The sequence below is a fragment of the Cribrihabitans neustonicus genome (assembly GCF_048820895.1).
Classification (GTDB): Bacteria; Pseudomonadota; Alphaproteobacteria; order Rhodobacterales; family Rhodobacteraceae; genus Cribrihabitans_A; species Cribrihabitans_A neustonicus.
The window spans coordinates 130,923-155,104 of record NZ_JBMERQ010000005.1 but is presented as its reverse complement, the minus strand read 5'-3'; the positions used below and the strand labels follow the sequence as shown (position 1 = coordinate 155,104).

Here is a 24,182-nt window from a genome sequence, read left to right as displayed (position 1 = left end):
CCACCATGCATCCCTACCTTCGCAAGCGCCGCACCATGCTGATACGGGCCAGCGCCATTTACCAGGAAGCCGATTCCGAATGGCGGGCCGGGCTCAGGGCAGCAGAAGTGCTAGTACCCGGCATCCGCGGCCGCGGCTATTGGAGCATCGGCAACCCCGGCTCCCGCATCCGCAGCCTCTATGACCGGCGCGACCGCGCGCTGCAGCGCCTGGCCGTGGCGATGATCAAGATGAACGTCGCGCGGGAGCGGCTCCGCAAGCGCAAGGCCGAGGAAACCCGCGCCCGGCTGCGGCTTATGATGGAGAAGCGCGGCGCCGACCTTTAGCTCCCGCCGCATCGCAAAGTTGCACCGAAATCCCGGCGCGGCTGCGGCGCTGGCCCTTTGCGCGGAAGTCTCTACCCGATCACCGGCAGCTCCGGCGGCGCGCGGCGGCTCAGAAGCTCCGCGCCGTCGGCCCGGATTACGATATTCTCCTCATGCGCCATCACGTGTCCCTCGCCAAAGCCCAGCGAGGGTTCCAGCGTCAGCACCATGTTCTCCTGCAGGATGGTGTCGTCGAAAGGCGCCAGCGAGGGCTGCTCGGTAAGTTGCATGCCCAGCCCGTGCCCGAGCCGCCCGATGCCGCCGCCATCACCGTGACCTTCGGAAATAACCGCTTGCATTGCATGAAAAAGCCCGGCGCAGCTTTGCCCCGGCCGCGCCGCGGCCAGCCCCGCTTCGGTCGCGCGCCACAGCACATCATAGGCACGGCAGGCGGCGTCATCCGCGCGGCCGATGGCGAAGTTGCGGTCGAAATCGCAGAGGTAGCCGTCCCACGCGGCACCGGTGTCGAACATCAGAACGTCGCCCTGCTGCAGCGGGCGGCGCGAGGGTGGTGCGATCACCCCGCCATAGCCGCCCGGCCCGGCGCCGCCGACCAGATAGGGCACGTCGTCCGCGCCCAGGGCCAGCGCCGCCCGGCGGAAGGCGCGGAAGGTCTCCTCCAGCGGCTGGCCCTCGGCGGCGAACTCGGGCACCCGGGCAAAAGTCTCCGAGCCGATCCGGCAGATATGGGAAAGCTTTGCGATCTCGGCAGGCGATTTCACCATGCGGAGCCGCTGCACCAGCCGGGTGGCATCCGCCAGCTGCAGCCCCGGCAGGCGGGCGCGCAGCCGCTCCCAGTCGCCGAGCGGCATCCGCAGCGTAGTCTCGTGCCCCTTCAGGATGCCCAGGCGCGAGCCCGCCCGCGCCAGCGGCGCCAGCAGCTCGCTTAGCAGGCTCAGCCCGTCGTCCTCCGGCGCTGGCGCGCTCCACGTGCGGATGTCCTCCACCCAGGTCTGCCGCATCAGTTCAGCGCCAATCTCCGGGATCACCGCGACGGGCTTGCCCTCAGGCGGGAGGAAAACGAACCACGGCCGGGTCGGGCTTTGCCAGAACAGCGTGTGAAAGCCGGTGAAATAACGCACCTCCGGCTCGCTCATCAGGAGGAGCCCCGCGAGATCCTGCTGCGCCATCAGCGCTTGCGCCTTGCGGGTGCGGGCCGCGTATTCGCTTTCGGCAAAGCCGCGGGCAGGGGGTTCAGGCGGCATCCTTGCCCTCCATGATGCGGGCAAAGATCTCCGCGTCGGTCACCCCTTCGGAGCCGATCAGCAGCACCCGCGCACCTGCATCCAAACCCAGCGCTGCCGAAAGATCCGCGTGCTGCCGCGCTGCCAGCAGCCCGGCAAGCCCCGCAATCGCGCTCTCACCCGCCTCCACTGCCGGATCATCCCCCAAGGGCCGCGCCATCAGGCGCACGGACGGGGCGACCAGGGTGTCGGGAATCGTGAGAAAGTCCGAGGCCTCCTCGGCCAGGATCTCCCAGGCCAGCCCGGAAGGCTCGCCGCAGGACAGGCCCGCCATCACGGTCTCTTCGGCGATTTCCACTGCGGTCGCGCTGCCCCGGCGCGCGCTTTCGATCAGGCATGCAGCGCGGTCCGGCTCCACGATCACAACGCGGGGGGCGCGGTCCGGCCAGTGCTGGCGCAGCGCCGCGGCCACCCCGGCGGCGAGCCCGCCGACGCCGCCCTGCAGGAACACGTGGGTAGGCGGCTGATCCAGGGCTTCGCAGACCTCCCGCACCATCACCCCATAGCCCGCCATGACGTCACGGGGCGGGGCGCTGTAGCCGGGCCAGGAGGTGTCGGAGACCACGAACCATCCGTTCTCCTCCGCCTCTGCCTTAGCCAGCCGCACGGAGGCGTCGTAGTCGCCGTCGATGCGGATCACTTCGGCGCCGAGATCGCGCATCGCGCGCGCCCGGCCCTGGCTCACCTCGGCATGGATGTAGATCCGGCAGGGCGCGCCGAAGCGCTGGCAGCCCCAGGCGAGCGAACGGCCGTGGTTGCCATCGGTGGCGGAGACCAGCGTGATGCCCGCGCAATCGGCGCGCAATTGGCCGCCGCGAATCTCTTCCAAAGCCACCGGCCGGCCGCGGCGCCTGGAAATCTCGCGCTGCAGAACGCGCAGGGCGGCATAGGCCCCGCCAAGCGCCTTGAAGCTGCCGAGGCCAAAGCGCGGGCCCTCGTCCTTGTAATAGATCGCGCCCACGCCCGCGGTCTGCGCGAGGGCCGGCAAAGATAGCATCGGCGTCGGCGCGTAGCCCTCCCAGCTGGTGATCTCCGCCCAGGCATCTGCGAAGTGGCCGGGGCTCAGCACCCGGAAGGCGGCGTCGCCCTGGCTGCGGCTGGCTGCGAAATGGTCCGGGCGGGCGGCGGGAAGCAGGCGGGGCATCGTCTCTCCTGTCTGAGGCGTTTCGGACGCGGGCCGAAGCGGTCCGTGTCCAGTACTACTACGCCCAGGGTAAGCGATTGCGGGAACGACTGGCGTCAAAACTCGGGAATTTCCCGAAAATATCCCTCGCGTTTCACGCCAAACGGTCTGAAATCCGAACGCTGTCAGCCGCCGGGTGCCGCGTACAACAACTCTGCCAGCTGCGAAAAGCGCGAGCCCTCCCGGGTGAAGCCCAGCACCGCCTCACGGATCAACTCCGAGCGCGGCTCTCCGACAACGGGTACGGCAAATTCCATGAATTTGCCGGTGATCTCGTCGCGGGGCATCGGCGATTCCGGGCCGCCGCGGGCATGCACATCGCCCGAGCGCAGCACCGCACCGCTGGTGAGCGTGACTTCCACGTCAGCTACGCGGCAGGCCGGGAAACGGGCGGAATGGCGGGGTGCCTCGGAGACGGTGATGCGGCTGTGCAGCGCGGCGGCCTGCGGATCGTGAAGCCCCGCGCCGGTGATATGCTCCACGCCAATGCGCCCATGCACACCCATGACCGCCACAGCAAATGCCAGTGAATACTGCGCTTGGCTGGTGGTTTCGGGCAGGCCTGCATACAGGCAAGCGCTTTCGCGGAAAGTTCTGATATGGATGTTTTCAATTTGTTCGGGGCCAAAGCGGTGCTTCCGCATCAATCCGCGCAGGGCGTCGATTGGGGCATGAGCCCAGCGGCAGATCGGATAGGGCTTCACGTACTGATGCTGCACCTGCCAGAATTTGCCGAGGTCATCCCAGTGAGCCGCCGCTTCGGGGGCCTCGACGGTGATGGCAGGGGCGCCGGTAAAGCCGCCTTCGGCCAGCACCGCCGCCGAGATTCCCGCGAGGGCGCCCCAGGCGGAACCGTCGTGCAGCATGGTGGGATTGGCAATCTCGCGCATCATCTGGCTGCGCGGCCCGTGATACTCGGCAATCCCCAGCGCCTCGCGTAGCTGCGCGCGGGACAGCCGCCGCATCCGGGCAGCAACCGCCGCCACACCAAGCGCATTCCAGGCGCCGGAAGTGTGGTAGTCGCTCACGTTCGCGTGCAGCGCCAGCCCGGCGCGGCCTGCAATCTCGTAGCCGATGGTGGTGAGGGTGAGCGCTTCGGGGCCGGAGAGATCCCTGACCGTCTCCGCCAGAGCCGCGATGGCGGGGATGATCACGACGCCGATATGGCCCTTGCTGGGGGCATAGCCGTCATGGGCGTCCAGATTGTCGGTTGCGGCGGCGGCGGCAAAGGCGGCGCCCGCCACGCTCACCCGGCGCCCGTCAAGCAGCATCCGGGCACTGTGGGAGGGGCTGCTGCTGCCGTATAGCGCGGCGGCGGTGCCACGGGCAATGCGGCCTGCCTGCATCGGCGCGGCACCGATGGCGACACCCAGTGTGTCGAGGAACATAAGCGCCGCCGCCTCCCGCGTGCCGCCGGGAAGGTCGCCGGGCGCAAGCTTGAGGATGAAGTCGGCAACACGGTTGAAAGTCTCGGTCATGGCGGGCCCCGGCAGAACAGGTTACCTCTCATGCTAGCGGCAGGAGAGGGGATGCAGGCATGAATTCACCGGGGTCTCAGACGCCGGAAATTTCGCGCGCCCCGCCGGCGGCCGCCTGTGGTTCCGGACACTGCTTTGCAATTGCGCCTCTGCGCGGGCCGTGGAAGACTGCCGCTGGAGCCTGAGCGGACAAACCCATGAAAAACTTGCCCCATCTCACCTTTCTGCGCTCCTTCGAGGCAGCGGCGCGGCATCTGAGCTTCACCACCGCGGCAGATGAGTTGAACTGCACCCAGTCGGCGGTTTCAAACCACGTGCGCAGCCTGGAAGAATTCATCGGCCGGCCGCTCTTCGTCCGCCATCCGCGCTCTCTGTCGCTGACGGATGTGGGCGAGGCCTATCTGCCGTCGGTCCGCCACGCGCTGCAGGAGATCGACGCCGCGACACGGCTGCTGGTCGCGCAAACCCACAAGCGCGAGGTGGTGATCTCCTGCCCGGTCAGCCTGGCCGAGAAGTGGCTTATTGGGGTAATCGAGGGCTTTACCCAGGCGCATCCCGATATCGAATTGACGCTGCACAGCACGATCTGGACCGATGTCGACACCAATGTTTCAGATGTGTCGATAACCATCAGCCACCAAAACGACGTCGACGGCAGCGCCGTCAAGCTGTGGGAGGAGAAGCTGGCGCTGGTCTGCGCGCCGGATTTCCTGGTGGAGGGCGCCCCCCTCACCGCTCCTGCGCAGCTGTTCCGGGCCCGGCTGATCCACATTCTGGGGCGGCCAGTCTATTGGGAGACGATCGCGGAGCATTTCGGGCTGGAGGGGCTGAACCTGCAGGGCGGGATGCGCACCAATTCCTCCAACATGGCGCTGGAGCTGGCGGTGAACGGTCTGGGCTGTGTCGTGGTGCCGAAGTCGCTGGTGCAGCCTTTCCTGCAAAAGGGCCGGCTGGTGGAGCCGTTCGCCTTCGACCTCGACTGCCCCTGGGCCTATTTCGCCTCCTTCCGGGAAAAGCCTGTGTCGCCGTCGGTGAAGCATTTCAAGGCGTGGCTTCTCGCGGCCGCGGCGCAGATGCAGCTTTAGGCCCCGGTGGACGGGCAGCCTGCTGCGGGGCTGCCCGCCTCGCAATCAGCCCCGCAGGCGCGCGCCTTTGGGATCAAACGCAGGTGCCTCCAAAATCCGCGCCTTGTGCGGCTTTCCCAGGACGTAGACCTCGACCGCATCGCCCGGGCCTGCCACCGCCGGGTTGGCATATCCCAGCGCCAGCGACTTGCCGACAGAATAGCCGTAGGCACCTGAGGTGACCCGGCCCACCGGTTTGCCCTCCGGGGTGAAGACAGGCTCGCCGCCCGAGGCATCGGCATCATGCGCAGCCTCGATTTCGAAGACCGTCAGAACCTCGCGCGCGGCGTTGTCCTTGACTTTCAAATAGGCCTCCTTGTTGAGGAATTCCTTGTCCAGCTTGATGAGCCCCGCGAGCCCCACCTCCTGCGGCCAGTATTCCTGGCTGTACTCGCGGCCCCAGGAGCCATAGCCCTTCTCGATCCGCAAGGACCCCAGCGCCCGCCCGCCAACCGGGCCGCCGCCGAATTCTGCGGCAGCGGACAGCAGGGCGGAGTAGAGCTTGACCTGATCCACTTCGGCGCAGTGCAGCTCCCAGCCCAGATCACCGGTGAAGGAGACGCGGATTGCCAGACATTCCACCCCCGCCACGTCGATGACGCGCGAGCGCATGAAGCGGAAACCCTCGTTCGATAGATCCGCGTTGGTCATCCGCTGCAGCATATCGCGCGATTTCGGACCGGCCACGTTGAAGCCCGCGATGCGGTTGGTGGCGACCTCAAACGTGGTGCCTTCCGGCAGTTCCACCATGTTGAAGAACCGCTGGTGGTAGCGTTCGGCCAGGCCAGAGCCGATCATCATGTATTCGTCATCTGCGACCTTGGTGATGGTGAAATCGCCCGCCACGCCACCGCGGACCGAGATCAGCGGCGTCAGGCAGGAGCGCCCGACTTCGTCCGGCACGCGGTTGGCGGCCAGCTGGTCCAGCCACTTCTGCGCGCCTGCGCCATTGACCACGTAGTTGGCAAAATTCGAGATGTCGATCACGCCCACCCTCTCGCGCAGCATCTTCGCCTCGCGACCCACCGGCTCCCACCAGTTCTGCCGGGTGAAGCTGTTGGTGTCCTGGGTGCCGGGGGTGCCGGAGAACCACAACGGGTGCTCCCAGCCGCAATTGAGGCCAAAGACCGCGCCCATTTCCTTTTGCAGCTCATAGGCCGGGCGCACGCGTGCCGGCCGCCCGGCGCTGCGCTCCTCGTTCGGGAAATGGATGGCGAAGCGATGCGCGTACTGATCCTCGACGCGGGCCTTGGTGAAGGCCTTGCCGGCCCAATCGCCGAAGCGGGCGAGATCCCAGGCGAACATGTCGTATTGCGGCTCCCCCTCGATCATCCATTGCGCTGCGAGGAGCCCGAGCCCGCCGGATTGCGAGAAACCAGGGATAATGCCGGTGCAGCAGAAGTAGTTTTTCAGCTCCGGCACCGGGCCCCAGATCGCGTTCGAATCCGGCGACCAGATCATCGGGCCGTTGATCACGCGCTTGACGCCCGCGGTCTCCGCGCAGGGCACGCGTTCGGTGGCGCGGATCACGTTCTCCATGATCCGGTCCAGATCGTCCGGGAACAGGTCGTGGGCGAAGTCCAGCGGCGTGCCGTCCTCGGCCCAGAAGCGCATGTCTTTTTCGTAAGCGCCGATCAGGAACCCGTTGCCCTCCTGGCGGAAGTAGTATTCGCCGTCCCGGTCAGCGATCGAGGGCAGGCGGCGGCCGAGCTGCGCCACCGCGGGGATGCTTTCAGTGACGAAATACTGGTGCTCAGTCGGCTGCAAGGGCAGCGTGAGCCCCGCCAGCGCCGCCACCTCCCGGCCCCAGAGCCCGCCGGCATTCACCACCCATTGGGTGCGGATGTCGCCCTTGGCTGTGCGCACGATCCAGCTGCCGTCGGGCTGCTGTTCGGTTCCGGTGACGGGGCAAAAACGTTCGATTTCTGCCCCGAGCGCCCGCGCCCCCGCGGCATAGGCCATGGTCACGCCGGAGGGGTCGACGTTGCCGCCTTCGGGCTCGAACATGATGCAGCGGATGTCGTCGAACTGCGCGAGCGGATGCAGCTCCTTGGCCTGCTCGCGGCTCACCTCGTAGAAGTTCAGCCCGTAGTATTTCGCCTTCGCTTCCTGCAAGCGCAGCTGGTGCTCGCGCTCTTCGGTCTTGGCAAGATACAGCGAGCCGGGCTGGAACACGCCGCAGCCTTGGCCGGTCTCCTGCTCCAGCTGCTTGTAGAGGTTCATCGTGTAGTGCTGGATGCGGGTGATGTTGTTGTTGTCGTGCAGCCCGTGGATATTGGCGGCCGCATGCCAGGTGGAGCCGGAGGTCAGCTCGTCGCGTTCGAGCAGCACCACATCGCGCCAGCCGAGCTTGGCGAGGTGGTACAGGATGGAGCAGCCAACCAGGCCGCCGCCGATCACTACTGCCTGAGCATGGGTCTTCATGGGTCGTCTTCCTTGCCTGCGACGGGGGGGCGGGCTCCCGCCACTTTCGGGCGCCGCGCTTAATTCAAGGCGACCCTAGGGCCGGGCGGACAGGGTGACCCGCGAAGAAATCGCACCCTTTGGCCCAGGTTTTGTTATGTCAGCCTGCGGTGTCCTGCATTTCAGGTTTCGGCCCGGCAATTTCCTGCATTACGCTCAGGAAATGCGCTACTTCACCGATGCTGTTGTAGTGGCACATCGAGACCCGCACGCAAGTGTCCAGCCCCAGTGGCGTGAGGATGTTGCCGGAATAGTGATCCGCCTTGCGCAGATGGGTGCGGATGCCCGCCGCGTTCAGCCGCTCCACCACCTCGGCCGAGGCCACGTTCTCCACGGTCAGCGCCACCAGCCCCTCGCGCGCGGGGTTGTCCGCGCCGCCGATGATGGTGACGGCCTCCATGTCCGCTAGACCCGGCAGATTGCCGGTGCCAAAGATCATCGCATCGGTCAGCGCCTTTTCCTGCGCATGGATTGCCTCCCCCGCGGCCTTGAAGCGGGCACGGCGGTCCGTGGCACCGCTGACCGCGCCGCCCAGCCATTCCAGATAGGCGGCCACATCCGATAGCGTCGCATAGCTGCCGGTGTCGCGGGTGCCCATTTCCCAGTTGTCTTCGGGGCCGCCCTCCAGGGCGTTGTGCGGCACCCGGGACAGCCGGTCCGAGATCCAGGCGAGTCCGTAGCCGTGCCGCGAGAACATCTTGTAGGGCGAGATCACATAGCCATCGGCGTCATAGGCAGCGAGGTCGATAAGCCCATGTGCGGCGTGCTGGATGCCATCGATGATGATGAAGCACTCCGGCGCCACCGCGCGGATCGCCGCGGCGCAGGCAGCAACGTTCACCCCCATTCCGGTGACCGGCGAGGTATGCACGATGGTCGCCACCACCGTGTCCGGCGTGACAGCGCACGCATAGGCTTCGGCCGCGACGGTCCCCGTGGCGCCGTCATGCGGCAGCAGCACATGGCGCTGCCCGGCGATCCCGGCCCAGCGGGCGGCGGCGGAGCGGGTGGCCGGGTGCTCCAGCGTCGTGCCCAGAACCTGCCCGCCGCGGGCGCTGGCAAGGCAGGCGTTCATGATCAGCCGGAACAGCAGCTCGGTGCCGCTTTCGCCCGCGAAGAACTGCCCGCCTGGAGCGTTCATCATCACCGCCATGTCATCCTTTGCCTTGCGGATCACCGCCTCCAGCGCGCGGCTGCCGGGGTTGGCGCGGCCCTGGTTGTCCGGGAGCGCGGCGCAGCGGGCCGAGGTCTCCACCACCGATTTCAGCGTCAGCGCGCCGCCGGCGTTTTCGAAGAAGATGCGCGGTCCCTGTTCGGGGCAGTGGCTGACATGGGCGAACTTGTCCCGGATGGTCTCCAGAAGCGGTGCAGTGATCTGTGGCATGGGAGTCCTTTGCGGCGGCTGTTGTCCGTTCGGGGGCAGGGTAGGGGGTGTGAATGCATAACGCATTTGAAAAGTGCACTGTTTTCGGGGTCATCCGCGTGCACTGCGCACAGCGCGCCACGCGGGCTTGACCGCCCCGCACCGTGACGATTTCCTGCCGCCGCAGCATCTGTTATGTGCTTTCACAACAGGGATAATCAGAAAGGGTCCGGCCCATGCAAGACCGCTCCAACTACCGGCCGGGTGCCATGCTGCACCTGCGCGGCAATGCGCTCTCCAAGGGCGATCCGGTGGCGCTGCCGGTCACCCAAAGCAGCATGTACCACCTGCCCGGCGACCCCGATGGCGGGCCCGGCTACGGCCGTGTGAATAACGCCACCTGGGAGCATCTTGAGCAGGTGCTGGGCAACCTGGAGCAAGCCCCGGCGCTGGCCTTTCCGTCCGGCATGGCGGCGATTTCGGCCTCGCTGTTTGCTACCGTCAAGGCGGGATCGCGGGTGCTGATCCCCTCGGACGGCTACTACGTCACCCGGCGGCTGTGCGAGCGTTTCCTGCAGAACCTGGGCGTCCATGTCGATCAGCGCCCGACGCTGGAGTTCGCCGCGGGCGGGCTTGCGCAATACGACGTTGTCTTTGCCGAAACCCCCTCCAATCCCGGACTCGACCTCTGCCCGCTGGCGGAGATCGCGGACGCCACGCATGCGGGCGGCGGGCTGCTGATCGTCGACAACACCACGATGACACCCTTGGGCCAGCGGCCGCTGGAGCATGGCGCGGATGTGGTGGTGGCCTCCGACACCAAGGCGCCGGGCGGGCATTCCGACGCGCTGATGGGACACCTGGCCACGCGCAACGCTGAAGTGCTGGAAGCGGCGCGGGAGTGGCGCGTCTTTGCTGGCGGCATCCCTGGACCGCAAGAGGCCTGGCTGCTGCACCGCGGTCTTGAGACGCTGGAGGTACGCTTCGGCCGCATGTGCACCTCCGCCGAACTACTGGCGGAGCGGCTCTTGGGTCATCCGGCGCTGACCGCGCTGCGCTATCCGGGTCTGCCGCAAGACCCCTCGCACGCGCTGGCACGGACGCAGATGACGCGTTTCGGCTTCCTGATCGGCCTGACCCTCGACAGCAAGGAGCGGGCCGAGGCCTTCATCAACGGCTGCCCGATGATCCGTCCGGCGACCTCCTTCGGCGGGGTGCATACCTCGGCCGAGCGCCGCGCGCGCTGGGGTGATGACGTGGCGCCGGGCTTTGTGCGCCTTTCGGTCGGGATCGAGCCGGTGGAGGAACTCTGGTCCGCAATCTCCGCCGCCCTGGATGCCGCGGCCATTTAGGATGCGCGTGCAGGCCGGCTGTTGTTGAGCCCGAGTAGTAACACGTCCACCTGATACGCTTGGTTTGCCGCGGGCGGCCCCCCGGCGCGCGTCTATCCTGAAGTCATCCGCGTGAAGCTCATCGCGATATGGGCTTTCTGGATCGCGGCGGCCGCGGCCATGTCGCCGATCTTCAGCGCGGCGAGGATGTCTTCGGTTTCGCGATGAAAGATGCGGGTTTCCTCGGTCAGGTCGATGACCGAAGAGAACACCGATTGCAGGCAGATCCGGGCGGTCTGGAAGTAAAGCCGCTCGCAGGTTTCGCGCAGAGGCATATTGTCCGTGAGCCGCAGGAGCGCGAGGAAGAATTCCATGTTGAGCCGGGCATAGCCGCGCGGATCGGGATCGGCTGCGAGCGCAGCGGCGGCTTCGGTGAAGGCGCGGAAGTCCTCCAGCAGGGCGGCACCCGGCGGTGCAGGGGAGAGGCGGCCGGTCAGCTCCGCCAGCTCCAGCCGCAGGCTGTAGGTCTGGGCAAGCGCGGCAATGTCCACGTCTGTGACGAAGGTGCCGACGCCCTGGACCGAGCGCAACAGCCCCTCGCACTCCAGCCGCACCAGCACCCGCCGCAGCGGCGTGCGCGAGACGCCGAATTCCGCGGCCAGCTCAGTTTCAGACAGCCGCGCACCGGGGGCGTAGTCCAGCAGGCAGATGCGGCTGCGGATCTCGTCATGCATCCGCTCGAACCGGTCGCGGGCGGTAAGGTCGGCGGTCTCCGGAGCGGTGTGTGGCGCGGGGCGGCTCATGCGGCGGTCCTGTGGCGGGATCGGCGGATGTATCGCATCACGTTAGCTTGGGCACCAGACGTTCCAGCATGGCCAAGCACTGCTCGAGCTGGCTGATGCTGATGTATTCGTCGGGTTTATGCGCCTGCGCGATGGAGCCCGGCCCGCAGACCACGGTGCTGATGCCCAGTTCCTGGAAGATCCCCGCCTCGGTGCCGAAGGGGACGACATCGGCAGCGTTGGCGCCGGTCAGTTCAGCCATCAGGCCGCGGGCTTCGCTTTCCGCCATGGGTTCCAGCCCCGCGACCTCTCCAATTACCTCCGTTTCGATGCTGGCGCTTGGGTGAACGGCCTGCATCGCGGGCAGCAGTTCGGCGGCGCAGTAGCCGTCCAAGCGGTCCTTCACGAAACCCGAGTCCGAGGCTTGGACGGGACGCATCTCCCACTCCACCCGGGCCTTGCCGGGGATCACGTTGTGGACCGTGCCGCCGTTCAGGGACCCGGTGTTTATGGTGGTCCAGGGCGGGTCGAAGCGGCTTTTCTCGGGCGCGCGGACTTTCAGCGCCTCTTTCAGCTCAAGGAGTTTCACCACGTAGCGCGCGGCATATTCCACCGCGTTCACCCCCCGCTCCGGGGCGCTGCCGTGACCTTCCAGCCCGGTGAATCGGGTGGTGTATTCGCAGCAGCCCTTGTGGCCCTCGATGATCTGCATAGAAGTCGGCTCGCCGATGATCGCGACCGCAGGTTTCAGCCCCTTGCGCTTGAGTTCCGCGGCCAGTGCCTGCGCGCCGAGGCAGCCGGTTTCCTCGTCATAGGTGAAGGCGAAATGCAGCGGGCGCTGCGGGCGGGCGGCGGCAAACCGCGGCGCCATCGCGACGGCGGCGGCGATGAACCCCTTCATGTCGCAGGCGCCACGGCCATACAGTCGCCCGTCTCGCTCGGCCATCACGAAGGGATCGGTGGTCCAGTCCTGATCCGTGACCGGCACCACGTCAGTGTGGCCCGACAGCACGATGCCGCCGTCCCGCACCGGGCCGATGGTGGCAAAGAGATTGGCCTTGGCGCCGGTTGCGTCCTGCCCGATCTCCACTTTCGCCCCGGCGGCGCCGAGCTTTTCTGCAAGGTGCCGGATCAGCCCCAGATTGCTGTCCGTCGAGACGGTGGGGAAGGCGATCAGCTCGCCCAGGAGCGTCTTGGTCTCTTCCAGAAGGGTCATCGCCTACCTCTTCACCAGGAGGCCGCGGTCCACATTGCAAAGCGCCTCGGCCGGGCCGGTTTCGGTGATCAGGATGGTCTCCGTAGTCTCCAGCCCCCAATTGTCGCGCCAGAGTCCGGGCATGAAGTGGAAAGTCATGCCGGGCTGCAGCACGGTCTCGTCGGTCGAGCGCAGCGAGATCGTGCGCTCGCCCCAGTCCGGCGGGTAGCTGAGGCCGACCGGGTAGCCGCAGCGGCCTTTGCGCTCAATCCCGGCCTTTTCCAGCTCGGCGTTGAGCGCATTGGCGATGTCGCAGGCGCGGTTGCCGGCACGCGCGGCCTTCAAGCCCGCCGCAAGCCCCGCGTTCAGTGCCGCACTTGCGTCCAGCATGGATTGCGGCGGCTGGCCCAGGAAGACCGAGCGGCAGAGCGGCGCGTGGTAGCGGCGGTAGCAGCCCGACAGCTCAAAAAACGTGACCTCGCCCGCCTTCATCCGGTCGCCGTTCCAGGTGAGATGCGGCGCGGTGGCATCGAGCCCCGAGGGCGTGAGCGGCACGATCGCCGGGTAATCGCCCCAGTCGCCGGCAACGCCGGTCAGCGCGGCATGGCTGATGTCGGCCACCAGCTCGTTCTTGCGCACGCCAGGTTCCGCCTTGTCGAGCGCAAGCTGCACGATCTTCTCCGAGATTCGGGCCGCCTTGCGGATGAAGCACAGTTCCTCCGGCGATTTCACCGCGCGCTGCCAGTTCACCAGCGCGGTGGCATCCGCCATCACCGCGTTGGGAAGATGCGCGCAGAGCACCGCGTGCGCCTTGGCCGAGTAGTAGTAATTGTCCATCTCGACACCGATGCGGGCGCTGCCGTATCCCATCTCCTCGAGCCTGCGTGCCAAATCCTGCATCGGGTGGTGGCTGGTGGACTGCACGAAATGGTCGGCATAGCCCAGCACCCGGTCGTCGTCCATCCAGACGGTGCGCAGCGCGCCATTCGCGTCCATCAGACGGCCCCACCACAGCGGCGCACCCTCCATTCCCAGGATGACGCCCTGATGCACATAGAAAGACCAGCCGTCATAGCCGGTCAGCCAGGCCTGGTTCGACGGGTCGGTGACAAACAGGACCTCGATCCCGGCGGCCTGCATGGCGTGGCGGGTCTTGGCGATGCGGCGGTCGTATTCCGCCTGGCTGAAGGGTGCGTGTTCGATGGGCATGGAAACCTCAAGGGGCCGGTAGATGGCAGAATTTGTACACAAGTGGCCTGATGCGGGCCCTGATTCCATCCTGCCGCGGATTGGACACGCCTGTATTGTGCAATTCCGACCCTGGAATGCCGGTTTTTGGCTGAATCACGCAGGGCACTGATAATTGTTGTGTACAGGTGCCGTATCCGGCGGTTGCGAGGAGCGGTTGACGCCGCCCGGAATAGCACCGACTGTGCGGCCATGCGGCTGGATGACCGGGATATCCAGATACTGCGGGTGCTCTCCCGCGAGGGGCGGATCACCAAATCCGCCCTGGCAGAGCGTATCGGTCTGTCCCCGACGCCCTGCTGGGACCGCCTGAAGAAGCTGGAGCAGGCCGGGCTGATCGAGGGCTACGGCGCCCGCATCGACCTGCGCAAGCTCGCGCCGCATGTCACCGTCTTCGTCGCGGCCGAGCTGACCGATCACACCGCCGCCAGCTTCCGCGGGTTTGAGGCCGCGATGCAGCGGTATGAGGAGGTGGTGGCCTGCTGGGCGCTTGGCGGCGGTTTCGACTACCTGTTGCAGATCGTCACCCGCGACATCGACGCCTACCAGCGGCTGATCGACGAGATGCTGGACGCCCGCATCGGCCTCGCGCGCTATTTCACCTATGTGGTGACCAAGCCGGTGAAGGGCCAGGCCCCGCCTCCGCTGGACCTGCTCCTGCAAGGGTAGGTTTTCCTGCTGCCGCGGGCAGGGATGGCAGAGGATTCCTCTGCCGGGGCCGGGTCACTTCAGTCACACTCTCTGTTCCAGCCTGCCACACTCGCAGGGGACAAGCTGGAGGAGGCGGCACATGCTCGACACTGCGATACTTTCAAGCACGGAAATCCGCGACAAGGCGCTGCTGCGCAGCTTCTCCTACGTGGGCGGCAAGTGGTGCGGCGCGCCGGAGGGCGAAAGCTTTGCGGTGACCAACCCGGCAACTGGCGCCGAGCTTGGCCACGTGGCAAGCCTGCCCGGCGAAGCTGCCACTGCAGCCGTGGACGCGGCGGAAACGGCCTTTGCCAGCTGGTCGGCGCTGCTGCCGCAGGAGCGCGCCGCACGGCTCTCCCGTTGGGGCGTGTTGCAGATGGAACACCAGGAGGATCTCGCCCGCATCATGGTGCTGGAACAGGGCAAGCCGCTGTCCGAGGCGCGCGGCGAGATTGCTTACGGGGCCAGCTTCGCCGAGTTCTACGCCGAGGAGGCCAAGCGCCCCAATATCGAGGGCATCACCAGTCATCTGCCCGGTGCTGAGGTGGAACTGTGGCGTGAGCCGGCCGGGGTGGCGGCGCTGATCACGCCCTGGAACTTCCCCAGCGCCATGCTGACCCGCAAGGCCGCGGCCGCGCTGGCGGCGGGCTGCACCGTGGTGGCGCATCCTTCGGCGCACACCCCCTACAGCGCGCTCGCCCTGGCCGAACTGGCCGAGCGCGCAGGGATCCCCCCGGGTGTCTTCAACGTGGTGACCGGAGAGGCGGAGGCCGTGGTAGAGCCCTGGACACGCGATCCCCGGGTGCGGGTCCTGTCCTTCACCGGCTCGACCGAGGTGGGCCGGCTGCTCTACCGCCAATGCGCCTCCACCGTGAAGTCGCTGGTGATGGAGCTTGGCGGCCACGCACCCGTGCTGGTCTTTGCCGACGCCGACCTGCCCGCCGCGGTGGAAGAGGCGCTGAAGGCGAAATTCGCAACCTCCGGCCAGGATTGCCTGGCGGCCAACCGGATCTTCGTCGAACGCCCCATCTACGAGGAGTTCTGCGCCCGCTTTATCCGCGCCGTGGCGGCACTGACCGTTGGCGACGGCATGCAAGACCCGGATATCGGCCCGCTGATGCACGAGGGCGTGGTGGCCAAGCAGGAGGCGCATGTCGCCGATGCGCTCTCCCGCGGCGCGCGGCTGGCCTGCGGCGGCGCGCGCCATGCGCGGGGGCCGCTGTTCTACCAGCCGACGGTGCTGCTGGACGTGCCTCAAGGTGCCCGCATCCTGCGCGAGGAAAGCTTCGGTCCCGTCGCCGCCATCGCGCCGTTCGACAGCGAGGAAGAGGCGCTCGCGCGCGCGAACGACAGCGAGTACGGGCTGATCGCCTATGTGCACAGCCGCGACCCCAAGCGCCTCTACCGGATGAGCCGGGGCTTGCAATACGGTATGGTGGCGGTGAACCGCACCAAGGTGACCGGCGCGCCGGTGCCCTTTGGCGGCATCAAGCAGTCTGGGCTTGGCCGCGAGGGGGCCCGGCTCGGCATGGAGGCCTTTACCGAAGTGAAATACGTTTGCCGGGACTGGTCCTAGGCAGACGAAATCCGGCGCGGATTTCGTCCCGGATTTGGGCGCCAAATCCGGGACGCCCCGCGCAGGCCGGAGACAGCTCAGGAGAGCGGGCGAATTCCGCGCCGGAATTCCCACGGAATTCCGCCCCCCAACAGATGACGAAAGGACGACAGATGCTGAAGAACGACCAGCTTGACCAGTGGGACCGGGAGAATTTCTTCCACCCCTCTACCCATTTGGCCCAGCACGCCCGCGGCGAGAGCCCGAACCGCATCATCAAAACCGCCAGCGGCGTCCATATCGAGGACCGCGACGGCACAAGGCTGCTTGATGCCTTCGCCGGGCTCTACTGCGTGAACGTGGGCTACGGGCGGCCGGAGATCGCAGAAGCCATCGCCGAGCAGGCGCGCGAGCTCGCCTATTACCATTCCTACGTCGGCCATGGCACCGAAGCCTCGATCACGCTGGCCAAGATGATCCTCGACCGGGCGCCCGCCAACATGTCCAAGGTCTATTTCGGCCTCGGCGGCTCGGACGCCAATGAAACCAACGTGAAGCTGATCTGGTATTACAACAACATCCTAGGCCGGCCGGAGAAGAAGAAGATCATCTCGCGCTGGCGCGGCTACCATGGCTCGGGGCTGGTCACCGGCTCGCTCACCGGGCTGGAGCTGTTCCACAAGAAGTTCGACCTGCCGCTGGCGCAAGTGCTGCACACCGAGGCGCCCTACTACTACCGCCGCCAAAATACGGAACAGAGCGAGGCGGAGTTCTCCGCCCACTGCGCAGCGGAGCTGGAGGCACTGATCGAGCGTGAGGGCGCGGACACCATCGCGGCCTTCATCGGTGAGCCGATCCTTGGCACCGGCGGCATCGTGCCGCCGCCCGCGGGTTACTGGGAGGCGATCCAGCCGGTGTTGAAGAAACACGATATCCTGCTGGTGGCGGATGAGGTGGTGACCGGTTTCGGCCGCCTCGGCTCCATGTTCGGCGCGGATCACTATGGTATCGAGGCCGATATCATCACCATCGCCAAGGGGCTGACCTCGGCCTATGCGCCCTTGTCGGGCTCGATCGTGTCGGACAGGGTCTGGAAAGTTCTGGAGCAGGGCACCGACGAAAACGGCCCGATCGGCCATGGCTGGACCTATTCGGCGCATCCGATCGGCGCTGCCGCAGGGGTTGCCAATCTCAAACTGATCGACGAGCTGGGCCTGGTGGAAAACGCCCGCGACACCGGCGCTGTGCTCAATCAGGCGATGGCAGAGGCATTTGCCGGCCATCCCAACCTCGGAGAGGTGCGCGGCGAGGGGATGCTGTGTGCGGTCGAGTTTGCCGAGGACCCGGGCAGCCGCAAGTTCTTCGACGCGGGCGCCAAGATCGGTCCGCAGATTGCCGCGAAGCTGTTGGAGCAGGAGAAGGTGATTGCCCGCGCCATGCCGCAGGGTGATATCCTGGGCTTCGCGCCGCCGCTGTGCCTCACCCGCGAGCAGGCAGGTGAGATTGCCGCCGCTGCCCGGCGCGCGGCGGATGCGGTGCTGGGGTAGCCTTCGGGCGCCGCGCCGCGCCGTCTGTCACGGCGCGGCAAGTCTCCGGAAAGGCGCGCTGCCATGCGCGGATACCGGCCGATACGGGAGAATTCCGGAGCGAAGCCCGGAACATCCCCCTCCACCAGACGTTGCTCCCCTGCATGGCAGGAGCCGTGCCGCAGCAATGCGAAAGGCAACGCACAGAAGGAGGAAAGCGTCATGGAACATGGCCAGACCCGAAGCGCAGCCAGCCTGGTGTCCTCGCGCGATGTGGACGGCACCAAGGTTTACGACAAGAACCGCGAACACGTTGGCTCCATCGACCACCTGATGATCGACAAGAGCTCCGGCAAAGTGGCTTATGCGGTAATGACTTTCGGCGGTTTTCTGGGGATCGGAGAAGACGAACACACCATCCCCTGGAATGCGCTGAACTACGATGTGCAACTTGGTGGTTTCGTAACTGACATCACACCCGAAACACTGAAAGGGGCGCCGGAACGCCCGCGCAACTGGCATGAGGACCGCCAGTACGAGAAGCGCGCCCACGACCACTTCGGCGTGCCATACTACTGGCTATGAAACCGCGCCCGGGGCCTTCTGCGCCCCGGGCTTCCGCCGTGGCCCTGGCCGGCCGCGCGTAATGCATTACGAGTTCCAGAGGTAGCACGATGAAAACGCTGCAAGACGTCTTCCTGCACACGCTGCAGGACATTTACTACGCCGAACAGAAGTTGGTGAAAGCCCTGCCCGAGGTGCAGGAGGCGGCCAACGGCAAGAAGCTGAAACAGGCGATCAGCGATCACCTGGAAGAGACAAAGGAGCAGGTGAAGACCCTGGAAAAGGTCTTTAGTTCGATTGGCGAGAAGGCTTCCGGAGAAAAATGCGAGGCGATAGAGGGCCTTGTCAAGGAAGCCCAGGAAATCATGCAGGAAGCCACCGGCGATGCGAAGAATGCGGCCCTTGTGGCGGCGTGCCAGGCGGTTGAGCATTACGAAATTGCCCGTTACGGGACCCTGCGCGAATGGGCTAGGGTTCTGGGGCATTCCGAAGCGCACGACCTGCTGACCGATATTCTGGATCAGGAGAAGGCAGCTAACAGCAAGCTGACAAATCTGGCAGTCTCGGAGATTAACTGAATAGTTCCCCGGCGAGGCCGCCCGCGGGTTGCGGGCGGCTGCCTTCGGGGCTCAGCCCGCCGGGCCGTTAAGCTGGCGGATTGCTGTCCCCCGTGCCGCCCAGGACCTCGACCGTTCCTCCTTCGCTGATCCCGCGCAGCTCGGCGATGACAGCATTCTGCTCGCTGCCGATCCGGTCGGTCACCGCCCGCAGCGAGCGTTCCGCAGTAGCGCGCAAGCCGGGATCGAGATCGTCCCGCCAGACTGCCCAGACCGGATAGGGAAAGCGCGGCGCGTCCGGGACCAGATGCAGGCGGCCTTCGTCCAGATGCCGCTTGATCGAGCGTGCAGGCAGGTAGGCCGCCGCGCGCCGCCCGATCACGAATTCAGCCGCCATTGCCCCCAGCGACAGGGTCAGCCCCGTGCTGGTCAGTTCCGGCAGTTCAAGCGCATGGGCGTGGATGAATTCCGGCCCCCAATCGACAAAGACATAGTGCTCCGCGGCTTCCGGCAGCGTGGCTTCCCAGGAGGCCGCCAGCACCAGTTCCTCTTCGATCAGCTTTTGCGCGGTGAGGCCGGGGCGCAATTGCGGGGTATAGACCAGCCCGACCTGCACCAGCCCCTCGATCAGAAAGCGGGTAATGCGGTCCGGCATGCCCAGTTCGGCGCGCACGTTCAAGTCCGGCACTTCCTGCCGCAGGCTGTCGATCCAGCGGAAGCCGAGACGGGGCCAGAGGGAGTATTGCGCCGCAATAGTGAGCGACCGGGTATAACCCTCGGGCAGGCCTACCTGCTGGCGCGCTTCTTCCCAGATTTTCACGAGCGACAGCGCGTAGCGCTCGAATTCGCGCCCGGCGGACGTCGGGACCGCGCCGGACTTGGAGCGGGTGAACAGCTGTTTGCCCAGCGAATCCTCCAGCCGCTGGATGCGGAGGCTGACAGCCGACTGAGTGACAAACAGCCTGTCGCTGGCGCTGACGAAGGAGCCGGTGGCGGCAACTTCCAGAAAAGTGCGGATCAGGGCGATGTCCATAGGTGAACCATGAGTGGATGTGGTTTCAATCATGTTTCTTATTCGTTTTTCTGCGCTGAGGAAAGCCGGTATCCAATCGGCAAGGCGGCGGATCGAACTGGAAGCGGATCCGCCAGCAGGCGCAGAGGCGGCAAGACCCGGCTCAGGACGCCGCCGCGCTTTCGCCACCACACCCCGCCATCGGGGGAAAGGAGACCGAGATGACCATTATCGCCCGCAAGATCGCCGTTGCCGCGCTGATCTCCGCCGCCGTTGCCCTGTCGGCCTGTTCCACCGATCAAGCCATCGACAACAGCGTCGGCGTGGCGGCCGGTACCGCCAAGGTGGTGGCCAAGGGCGCGGTCGGTGCAGGCAAGCTTGCCTACAAGGGCGGCCAGGCGGTGCTGGGTTCCGGCAACTGAGCTGCCGCCTGCAACAAGCAACGAGATAAAGCAAAGCGCCCGCCGGCAGTGTCCGGCGGGCGTTTTCTATGTTTCTCCCTTCGGGTGCCGCCGGTCAGCGCAGCGCGGCGGCCATCTGGCCCGACAGTTCAGCCAGCGCCAGTGTCATCGCCTGGGCCGTTGCGGTAGGCCCTTCCCCGGCGGCGGGCACGGTGATTTCGAAACGCCGCAGGAATTCCCGCAGCGTGTCCTCGGGCGAGGACACCGCGTATTGCCCGGCCAGCACGAAGAGCCCCCCGGCCCGCCGGTGCGCCTGGTCGATACGGACGTCAATACGCGCGTCGGGGCCTTCGTTCAGCGGCCAGGGCTCGACCGCGACCTCGGCCGTGCTGCGCTCGGCCAGCCCGCGCGCAAGCGCCGCGGTGATGCCGCGCGCCGGATCATCGGCCCAGACAGCATCCGGCAGGGTAAACAGCGCGCCGCCGTCGCCCTCCGCCACGATCTCCACCGCGGCGGCATAGGCAGGCAGGGAGACCAGCCGCATCTCCACCGACTGCGCCCGCACGCGGACCTTCTCCGCCCCCGGCGCGGCGGTGATCAGGTAGCGGGCGTCGTTGGAGGCGCCGCAAGCGGCCAGCAAGGTAGCGCAGAACAGCGCTGGCAGGCTGTGTCTCATGATCATCTCCCAAAGAGCAAGGAATTCGGGTCGCGTTCGAGCTTGCGTGCGAGCTGCGACACCGCGCGGGCCGCGGCCCTCACCTCCCGCAGCGCATCGAGCGTTTCGGTGTTGAAGCTGGAGCGTGCGCCATATGCGGAGACCACGCCTTCGGCCTGAGCGACCAGCTGGTTCAGCCGGGCGGAGAGGGCGGGCAAGCCTTCCGTGGCGGCGGCAACCGAATCCGCCGCTTCCCGGGCCGAGGCCATGGTGGCATTGGCGTTTTCCACCGCGCCGCCCTCGCGCAGTTCCTCCAGCGCCGCGCGCACCTCGTCGAGTGCACCGTTCAGCGACGCGGGCAGGGCGCGCGCGTCCTCAGTGCCGATCAGCGCATCGGCGCTGTCGAGAAGCTGGCGGGCGGAGGTCACCAGCTCCTCGGCCTCGAGCGAATTAGCTTTTGCAGTAAGCGCGCGCAGGTCGGCGATCAGCGCGGGGACTTCGTCCGCTGCGCCGGTCACGCCGGCGGCCGCCTTGCGGGCTTCCTCCAGCGCGGCGGACAGGTTTGCGATGGCGCCGCTCTCCTGCACCTCAGCCAGCGTGCCGCGCAGATCGGCTACCGCAGCGCGCAGCTCGCCCGGCAGCGCCTTCGTTTCCGGGTCGGCCACTAGGGCGCGTGTTTCCTCCAGAAGGGCAACGGCAGCGGCAGGGGTTTCGCGCAGGCTGTCGGAAGCGGCCAGCGCCTCGATGCTTTCGAGGGTGCGGATCGCCTGCGCCATCAGCTCTTCGACCGGCAGTTCCTTGATGCGTTCCAGCATGCCTTCGGCGGTGGCGGTGAAATCCGGCAAATCCGACTCTACGGTGGGCAGCGCCGGATAGGGCTCGGCTTCGCGTTGAAACACCGCAGGCTCGGCGCCCTCCAGCGTGGCAAGCTCCACGATCAGTTCCGAAGTGAAAAGCCCCGCCGCCGCAAGCCGGGCGCGCAGGCCGCCTTCCACAGCCTGTTCGAGGTAGTCGAGCACCTCGGACTCTCCCGATCCGGGCGGCAGCCCCATCAGAGCCGGTTCGAGTTGCAGGCTGGCAATCAGTTGCAATCCTGCGCCGCCATCTTCGCTCTGGACTACGGCGTTTAGGCTTTCAACCTCGCCCACGCGCACCCCGCCGAGCTGAACCGCAGCTCCCGGCGCGAGGCCCGCGACCGACTCGCCAAAGGCCGCCGAGACTGTGACCCCGCCGATCAGCGTGCGGGCAAAGGCGGTGCGCCGGGCGGAGGCTTCGTCCGGGTGGATGTCGAACACTGTACTCTCGCCCACCGGCTTGCCGCCGTCGAAGACGGTGTCGAACTCGATGCCGCCCGCGACCAGCGAGGCGAGGCTGTCAACATCCAGAGACAGCCCGCTGGCGCCAATCGAGACCGAAAAGCCGGAAGTGTCCCAGAACCGGGTGGCGGAGTTGATGCGGCGGTCGTGCGGTGCCTCGATGAAGGCGTCGACCACGATATCCTTTCCGCTCACCGTAAGGCGCGGCTTCTCCAGGCGTCCGACCTCGATACCGCGGAACAAGACCGGCGCGCCTTCGGAGATCATTGTCCCGTCTTCAGTGCGCAGGGTAATGCGCCGGCCCTGCTTGCCGGGCTGTGCCAGCGGCGGCCGGTCGGTGCCTTCGAAGCTGGTGCGCGCCACGCCGGGCTGGTCGTCCCAGGCGCCTTCGATGTAGACGCCGGACAGGACCGTGCTAAGCCCGGTGATGCCGCGGGTGCTTACCTCCGGCCGGACCACCCAGAAGGCGGCATCGGAATCCAGATACGGGGCGACGTCCTGATTGATGCGGGCGAGCACCACCACCGTGCTGAGGCTATCGCCGAAGCCCACCTTCTCGACCCGGCCCACCACCACATCCCGGTAACGGACCGTAGTTTCGCCCGCCGCGATGCCTTCGGCGTTGGGGAAGCTGATGCTGATCAGCACGCCGCGCTCGGAATAGGCTTTCCACGCCACACCGAGCGATACCGCCAGCGCCAGCACCGGAACCAGCCAGACCAGCGACAGGTTGCGCCAGAAGGAGGGTTTGGGGCCGGAGGTTTGCATCCGGGCGGGTTCAGGTGTGCTCATGCATAGTCTTTCTCTTCGGCGTTCCAGATCAGCCGCGGGTCGAAACTCTGCGCGGACAGCATGGTAAAGGCAACCGAAAGCGCAAAGCTGACAGCGGCCGGGCCCGGGTTCACGGTGGCGGCGAAATCGAGCTGCACGAGCGCCGCGAGAATGGCAACCACAAACACATCGATCATCGACCAGCGGCCAATGAACTCCACCGCCTCGTAGAGCAGCATCCGCCCGTGGCGGCGCAGCGCCGCCGGGCGGCGGACAGAAATGGCAAGGTAGGTGATGGCAATGAACTTGGCGATGGGGATCAGAATGCTGGCCACGAAGACCACCGCCGCGACACCGTAAGAACCTTGACCGAACAGCTCCACCACGCCGCCGATCAGCGTGTTCTCGCTGCTGCGGCCCAGGGTCGTGGTGCGCAGCATCGGGTAGATATTGGCGGGGATGTATGCGATGAGCCCGGCTGCCATCCAAGCCCAGACCCTTTGCAGGCTGGCGCCCAGATCGGCCTCCAGGCGGCTGCCGCAGCGCAGGCAGGCCTCTGCGCCCGCCGGGTTGACGCCGCCGCAGGACCGGCAGCCGTAAAATCCCGCCTGGCGCGCGGTCAGGACCGGCGGCGTTCGTTCAGGGTTTTCCATACCGTAAGCCTGCAAATGGAACTGTCGGTCAGCACGGTCACGCCGAGCAGGGCTGCGAAGGCCCAGAACGCCGGCCCCAGCTGTACCGAGGCGATGCCGGAGATCTTGACCAGCGCCACCGCCACGCCGGCGATGAAGATCTCCGCCATCGCCCAGGGCTTGATCCGCTCGGCCCAGCGGTAGGCGGCGGCGGCGTGGCGCGCGGGATGCCAGCCAAGCGCCATCGGCGCGAGAACGTAGATGATTGCAAGGTAGCGCGCCGCGGGCAGCAAGACGATCAGCAATGTCACCGCCAGCGACAGGGGTGCCATGAAGCCGCCGGAAAAGGCCATCACCGTGTCCAGCACCGAGGCCTCCTGCGACAGCCCCTGGGCGCGCAGGCCGAGGAAGGGAAACAGCACGGCGGCGCCGATCAGGATCAGCGCGGTGATGCTGAGCATGGTGATGCGCGTCATCGCCCCTGACTTCGGCGCCGCCAGCACCGTATGGCAGCGGGCGCAGCGGGCGATCTGATGCGCGGGCACGTGCTCCTCACGGTGGAGCGCGTCGCAGACCGGGCAGGCGGTCAGCTCGCGAGGGTCCAACTGCGGCAGATCTTTCATCCGCTCCTGTCCTTTCCCATTGCGCCCCGGCTGCCATCCGTGGCGGGCCGCGCTGCGAATCCAGCTTTGTCAAAGATCTGCGGCGGAAACAATGCCTTGCTGTA

At 66.7% G+C, this 24,182-nt stretch carries 22 protein-coding genes; 9 read left to right on the top strand and 13 right to left on the bottom strand.

Annotated elements, in window-relative coordinates:
• Positions 1–5: 5 nt before the first annotated feature.
• Positions 6–326, top strand: a complete 321-nt coding sequence (locus ACOHWE_RS13220; protein WP_420667017.1) for a hypothetical protein — start codon at positions 6–8, stop codon at positions 324–326.
• Between the two features lie 71 nt (positions 327–397).
• On the opposite strand, the gene ACOHWE_RS13215 is transcribed toward ACOHWE_RS13220, so the two are convergent.
• The 3 genes from ACOHWE_RS13215 to ACOHWE_RS13205 all read right to left on the bottom strand — a co-directional run bounded on the left by ACOHWE_RS13215 (position 398) and on the right by ACOHWE_RS13205 (position 4,270).
• Positions 398–1,570: a M24 family metallopeptidase gene (locus tag ACOHWE_RS13215; protein WP_420667015.1), complete on the bottom strand. Its 1,173-nt coding sequence runs from the start codon at positions 1,568–1,570 to the stop codon at positions 398–400.
• Positions 1,560–2,753, bottom strand: a complete 1,194-nt coding sequence (locus ACOHWE_RS13210) for a diaminopropionate ammonia-lyase (protein WP_420667013.1) — start codon at positions 2,751–2,753, stop codon at positions 1,560–1,562. Before ACOHWE_RS13210 ends, ACOHWE_RS13215 begins: the two co-directional genes overlap by 11 nt.
• Before the next feature lie 164 nt (positions 2,754–2,917).
• On the bottom strand, positions 2,918–4,270 hold the full coding sequence (locus ACOHWE_RS13205) for an MmgE/PrpD family protein (RefSeq protein WP_420667012.1): 1,353 nt from the start codon (positions 4,268–4,270) through the stop codon (positions 2,918–2,920).
• 197 nt (positions 4,271–4,467) lie between these two features.
• Here ACOHWE_RS13205 and ACOHWE_RS13200 point away from each other — a divergent pair, with 197 nt between their 5' ends.
• Entirely contained in the window at positions 4,468–5,355 is an 888-nt protein-coding gene (locus ACOHWE_RS13200; RefSeq protein ID WP_420667011.1) for a LysR substrate-binding domain-containing protein, read from the top strand.
• Positions 5,356–5,400: 45 nt separating this feature from the next.
• Here ACOHWE_RS13200 and ACOHWE_RS13195 read toward each other — a convergent pair whose 3' ends face one another.
• Complete coding sequence (locus tag ACOHWE_RS13195) at positions 5,401–7,818, bottom strand: GcvT family protein (RefSeq protein WP_420667009.1); 2,418 nt, start codon at positions 7,816–7,818, stop codon at positions 5,401–5,403.
• Between the two features lie 139 nt (positions 7,819–7,957).
• On the bottom strand, positions 7,958–9,241 hold the full coding sequence (locus ACOHWE_RS13190; protein WP_420667008.1) for an aminotransferase class V-fold PLP-dependent enzyme: 1,284 nt from the start codon (positions 9,239–9,241) through the stop codon (positions 7,958–7,960).
• Positions 9,242–9,456: 215 nt separating this feature from the next.
• Here ACOHWE_RS13190 and ACOHWE_RS13185 point away from each other — a divergent pair, with 215 nt between their 5' ends.
• Entirely contained in the window at positions 9,457–10,572 is a 1,116-nt protein-coding gene (locus ACOHWE_RS13185) for a cystathionine gamma-lyase (RefSeq protein ID WP_420667006.1), read from the top strand.
• A 92-nt stretch (positions 10,573–10,664) separates the two neighbouring features.
• On the opposite strand, the gene ACOHWE_RS13180 is transcribed toward ACOHWE_RS13185, so the two are convergent.
• From ACOHWE_RS13180 to ACOHWE_RS13170, 3 genes are read right to left on the bottom strand one after another with little or no spacing between them, the layout of a single operon-like run.
• A complete protein-coding gene (locus tag ACOHWE_RS13180; RefSeq protein ID WP_420667005.1) occupies positions 10,665–11,354 on the bottom strand; it encodes a GntR family transcriptional regulator in 690 nt (229 codons plus the stop codon).
• 37 nt (positions 11,355–11,391) lie between these two features.
• The gene (gene argE / locus ACOHWE_RS13175; protein ID WP_420667003.1) at positions 11,392–12,549 is read right to left on the bottom strand and encodes an acetylornithine deacetylase; all 1,158 of its coding nucleotides are present in this window, start codon (positions 12,547–12,549) and stop codon (positions 11,392–11,394) included.
• Positions 12,550–12,552: 3 nt separating this feature from the next.
• The gene (locus ACOHWE_RS13170; protein WP_420667001.1) at positions 12,553–13,737 is read right to left on the bottom strand and encodes a M24 family metallopeptidase; all 1,185 of its coding nucleotides are present in this window, start codon (positions 13,735–13,737) and stop codon (positions 12,553–12,555) included.
• Positions 13,738–13,968: 231 nt separating this feature from the next.
• Between ACOHWE_RS13170 and ACOHWE_RS13165 the strand changes: the two genes are divergently transcribed.
• The 5 genes from ACOHWE_RS13165 to ACOHWE_RS13145 all read left to right on the top strand — a co-directional run bounded on the left by ACOHWE_RS13165 (position 13,969) and on the right by ACOHWE_RS13145 (position 18,689).
• Positions 13,969–14,445: an Lrp/AsnC family transcriptional regulator gene (locus tag ACOHWE_RS13165; protein ID WP_420666999.1), complete on the top strand. Its 477-nt coding sequence runs from the start codon at positions 13,969–13,971 to the stop codon at positions 14,443–14,445.
• Positions 14,446–14,566: 121 nt separating this feature from the next.
• A complete protein-coding gene (locus tag ACOHWE_RS13160) occupies positions 14,567–16,042 on the top strand; it encodes an NAD-dependent succinate-semialdehyde dehydrogenase (protein WP_420666998.1) in 1,476 nt (491 codons plus the stop codon).
• A 152-nt stretch (positions 16,043–16,194) separates the two neighbouring features.
• The gene (locus tag ACOHWE_RS13155; protein ID WP_420667115.1) at positions 16,195–17,568 is read left to right on the top strand and encodes an aspartate aminotransferase family protein; all 1,374 of its coding nucleotides are present in this window, start codon (positions 16,195–16,197) and stop codon (positions 17,566–17,568) included.
• A gap of 201 nt (positions 17,569–17,769) precedes the next feature.
• Positions 17,770–18,132, top strand: a complete 363-nt coding sequence (locus ACOHWE_RS13150) for a PRC-barrel domain-containing protein (protein WP_420666996.1) — start codon at positions 17,770–17,772, stop codon at positions 18,130–18,132.
• An 89-nt stretch (positions 18,133–18,221) separates the two neighbouring features.
• Complete coding sequence (locus ACOHWE_RS13145; protein ID WP_420666995.1) at positions 18,222–18,689, top strand: YciE/YciF ferroxidase family protein; 468 nt, start codon at positions 18,222–18,224, stop codon at positions 18,687–18,689.
• Positions 18,690–18,756: 67 nt separating this feature from the next.
• Here ACOHWE_RS13145 and ACOHWE_RS13140 read toward each other — a convergent pair whose 3' ends face one another.
• Positions 18,757–19,734: a LysR family transcriptional regulator gene (locus ACOHWE_RS13140; protein ID WP_420666994.1), complete on the bottom strand. Its 978-nt coding sequence runs from the start codon at positions 19,732–19,734 to the stop codon at positions 18,757–18,759.
• A gap of 167 nt (positions 19,735–19,901) precedes the next feature.
• On the opposite strand from ACOHWE_RS13140, the gene ACOHWE_RS13135 reads away from it, so the two are divergent.
• Complete coding sequence (locus tag ACOHWE_RS13135; RefSeq protein WP_420666993.1) at positions 19,902–20,102, top strand: hypothetical protein; 201 nt, start codon at positions 19,902–19,904, stop codon at positions 20,100–20,102.
• Positions 20,103–20,196: 94 nt separating this feature from the next.
• Here ACOHWE_RS13135 and ACOHWE_RS13130 read toward each other — a convergent pair whose 3' ends face one another.
• The 4 genes from ACOHWE_RS13130 to ACOHWE_RS13115 are packed head-to-tail and all read right to left on the bottom strand — an operon-like array spanning position 20,197 to position 24,078.
• The gene (locus tag ACOHWE_RS13130; protein WP_420666992.1) at positions 20,197–20,757 is read right to left on the bottom strand and encodes a PqiC family protein; all 561 of its coding nucleotides are present in this window, start codon (positions 20,755–20,757) and stop codon (positions 20,197–20,199) included.
• 2 nt (positions 20,758–20,759) lie between these two features.
• On the bottom strand, positions 20,760–22,844 hold the full coding sequence (locus tag ACOHWE_RS13125; protein WP_420666990.1) for an MlaD family protein: 2,085 nt from the start codon (positions 22,842–22,844) through the stop codon (positions 20,760–20,762).
• Positions 22,841–23,476, bottom strand: a complete 636-nt coding sequence (locus ACOHWE_RS13120; RefSeq protein ID WP_420666988.1) for a paraquat-inducible protein A — start codon at positions 23,474–23,476, stop codon at positions 22,841–22,843. Before ACOHWE_RS13120 ends, ACOHWE_RS13125 begins: the two co-directional genes overlap by 4 nt.
• Positions 23,443–24,078 carry a paraquat-inducible protein A gene (locus ACOHWE_RS13115; protein WP_420666986.1) on the bottom strand — a complete coding sequence of 212 codons (636 nt, stop codon included), beginning with the start codon at positions 24,076–24,078 and terminating at the stop codon, positions 23,443–23,445. Before ACOHWE_RS13115 ends, ACOHWE_RS13120 begins: the two co-directional genes overlap by 34 nt.
• Positions 24,079–24,182: the final 104 nt, after the last annotated feature.

Coding starts and splice junctions, on each gene's coding strand:
- ACOHWE_RS13125 (WP_420666990.1), bottom strand. CDS start 22,844: ATGAGCACACCTGAACCCGCCCGGATGCAAACCTCCGGCCCCAAACCC.
- ACOHWE_RS13155 (WP_420667115.1), top strand. CDS start 16,195: ATGCTGAAGAACGACCAGCTTGACCAGTGGGACCGGGAGAATTTCTTC.
- ACOHWE_RS13215 (WP_420667015.1), bottom strand. CDS start 1,570: ATGCCGCCTGAACCCCCTGCCCGCGGCTTTGCCGAAAGCGAATACGCG.
- ACOHWE_RS13130 (WP_420666992.1), bottom strand. CDS start 20,757: ATGAGACACAGCCTGCCAGCGCTGTTCTGCGCTACCTTGCTGGCCGCT.
- ACOHWE_RS13205 (WP_420667012.1), bottom strand. CDS start 4,270: ATGACCGAGACTTTCAACCGTGTTGCCGACTTCATCCTCAAGCTTGCG.
- ACOHWE_RS13145 (WP_420666995.1), top strand. CDS start 18,222: ATGAAAACGCTGCAAGACGTCTTCCTGCACACGCTGCAGGACATTTAC.
- ACOHWE_RS13220 (WP_420667017.1), top strand. CDS start 6: ATGCATCCCTACCTTCGCAAGCGCCGCACCATGCTGATACGGGCCAGC.
- argE (WP_420667003.1), bottom strand. CDS start 12,549: ATGACCCTTCTGGAAGAGACCAAGACGCTCCTGGGCGAGCTGATCGCC.
- ACOHWE_RS13200 (WP_420667011.1), top strand. CDS start 4,468: ATGAAAAACTTGCCCCATCTCACCTTTCTGCGCTCCTTCGAGGCAGCG.
- ACOHWE_RS13195 (WP_420667009.1), bottom strand. CDS start 7,818: ATGAAGACCCATGCTCAGGCAGTAGTGATCGGCGGCGGCCTGGTTGGC.
- ACOHWE_RS13135 (WP_420666993.1), top strand. CDS start 19,902: ATGACCATTATCGCCCGCAAGATCGCCGTTGCCGCGCTGATCTCCGCC.
- ACOHWE_RS13185 (WP_420667006.1), top strand. CDS start 9,457: ATGCAAGACCGCTCCAACTACCGGCCGGGTGCCATGCTGCACCTGCGC.
- ACOHWE_RS13140 (WP_420666994.1), bottom strand. CDS start 19,734: ATGATTGAAACCACATCCACTCATGGTTCACCTATGGACATCGCCCTG.
- ACOHWE_RS13190 (WP_420667008.1), bottom strand. CDS start 9,241: ATGCCACAGATCACTGCACCGCTTCTGGAGACCATCCGGGACAAGTTC.
- ACOHWE_RS13165 (WP_420666999.1), top strand. CDS start 13,969: ATGCGGCTGGATGACCGGGATATCCAGATACTGCGGGTGCTCTCCCGC.
- ACOHWE_RS13170 (WP_420667001.1), bottom strand. CDS start 13,737: ATGCCCATCGAACACGCACCCTTCAGCCAGGCGGAATACGACCGCCGC.
- ACOHWE_RS13120 (WP_420666988.1), bottom strand. CDS start 23,476: ATGGAAAACCCTGAACGAACGCCGCCGGTCCTGACCGCGCGCCAGGCG.
- ACOHWE_RS13150 (WP_420666996.1), top strand. CDS start 17,770: ATGGAACATGGCCAGACCCGAAGCGCAGCCAGCCTGGTGTCCTCGCGC.
- ACOHWE_RS13115 (WP_420666986.1), bottom strand. CDS start 24,078: ATGAAAGATCTGCCGCAGTTGGACCCTCGCGAGCTGACCGCCTGCCCG.
- ACOHWE_RS13160 (WP_420666998.1), top strand. CDS start 14,567: ATGCTCGACACTGCGATACTTTCAAGCACGGAAATCCGCGACAAGGCG.
- ACOHWE_RS13210 (WP_420667013.1), bottom strand. CDS start 2,753: ATGCCCCGCCTGCTTCCCGCCGCCCGCCCGGACCATTTCGCAGCCAGC.
- ACOHWE_RS13180 (WP_420667005.1), bottom strand. CDS start 11,354: ATGAGCCGCCCCGCGCCACACACCGCTCCGGAGACCGCCGACCTTACC.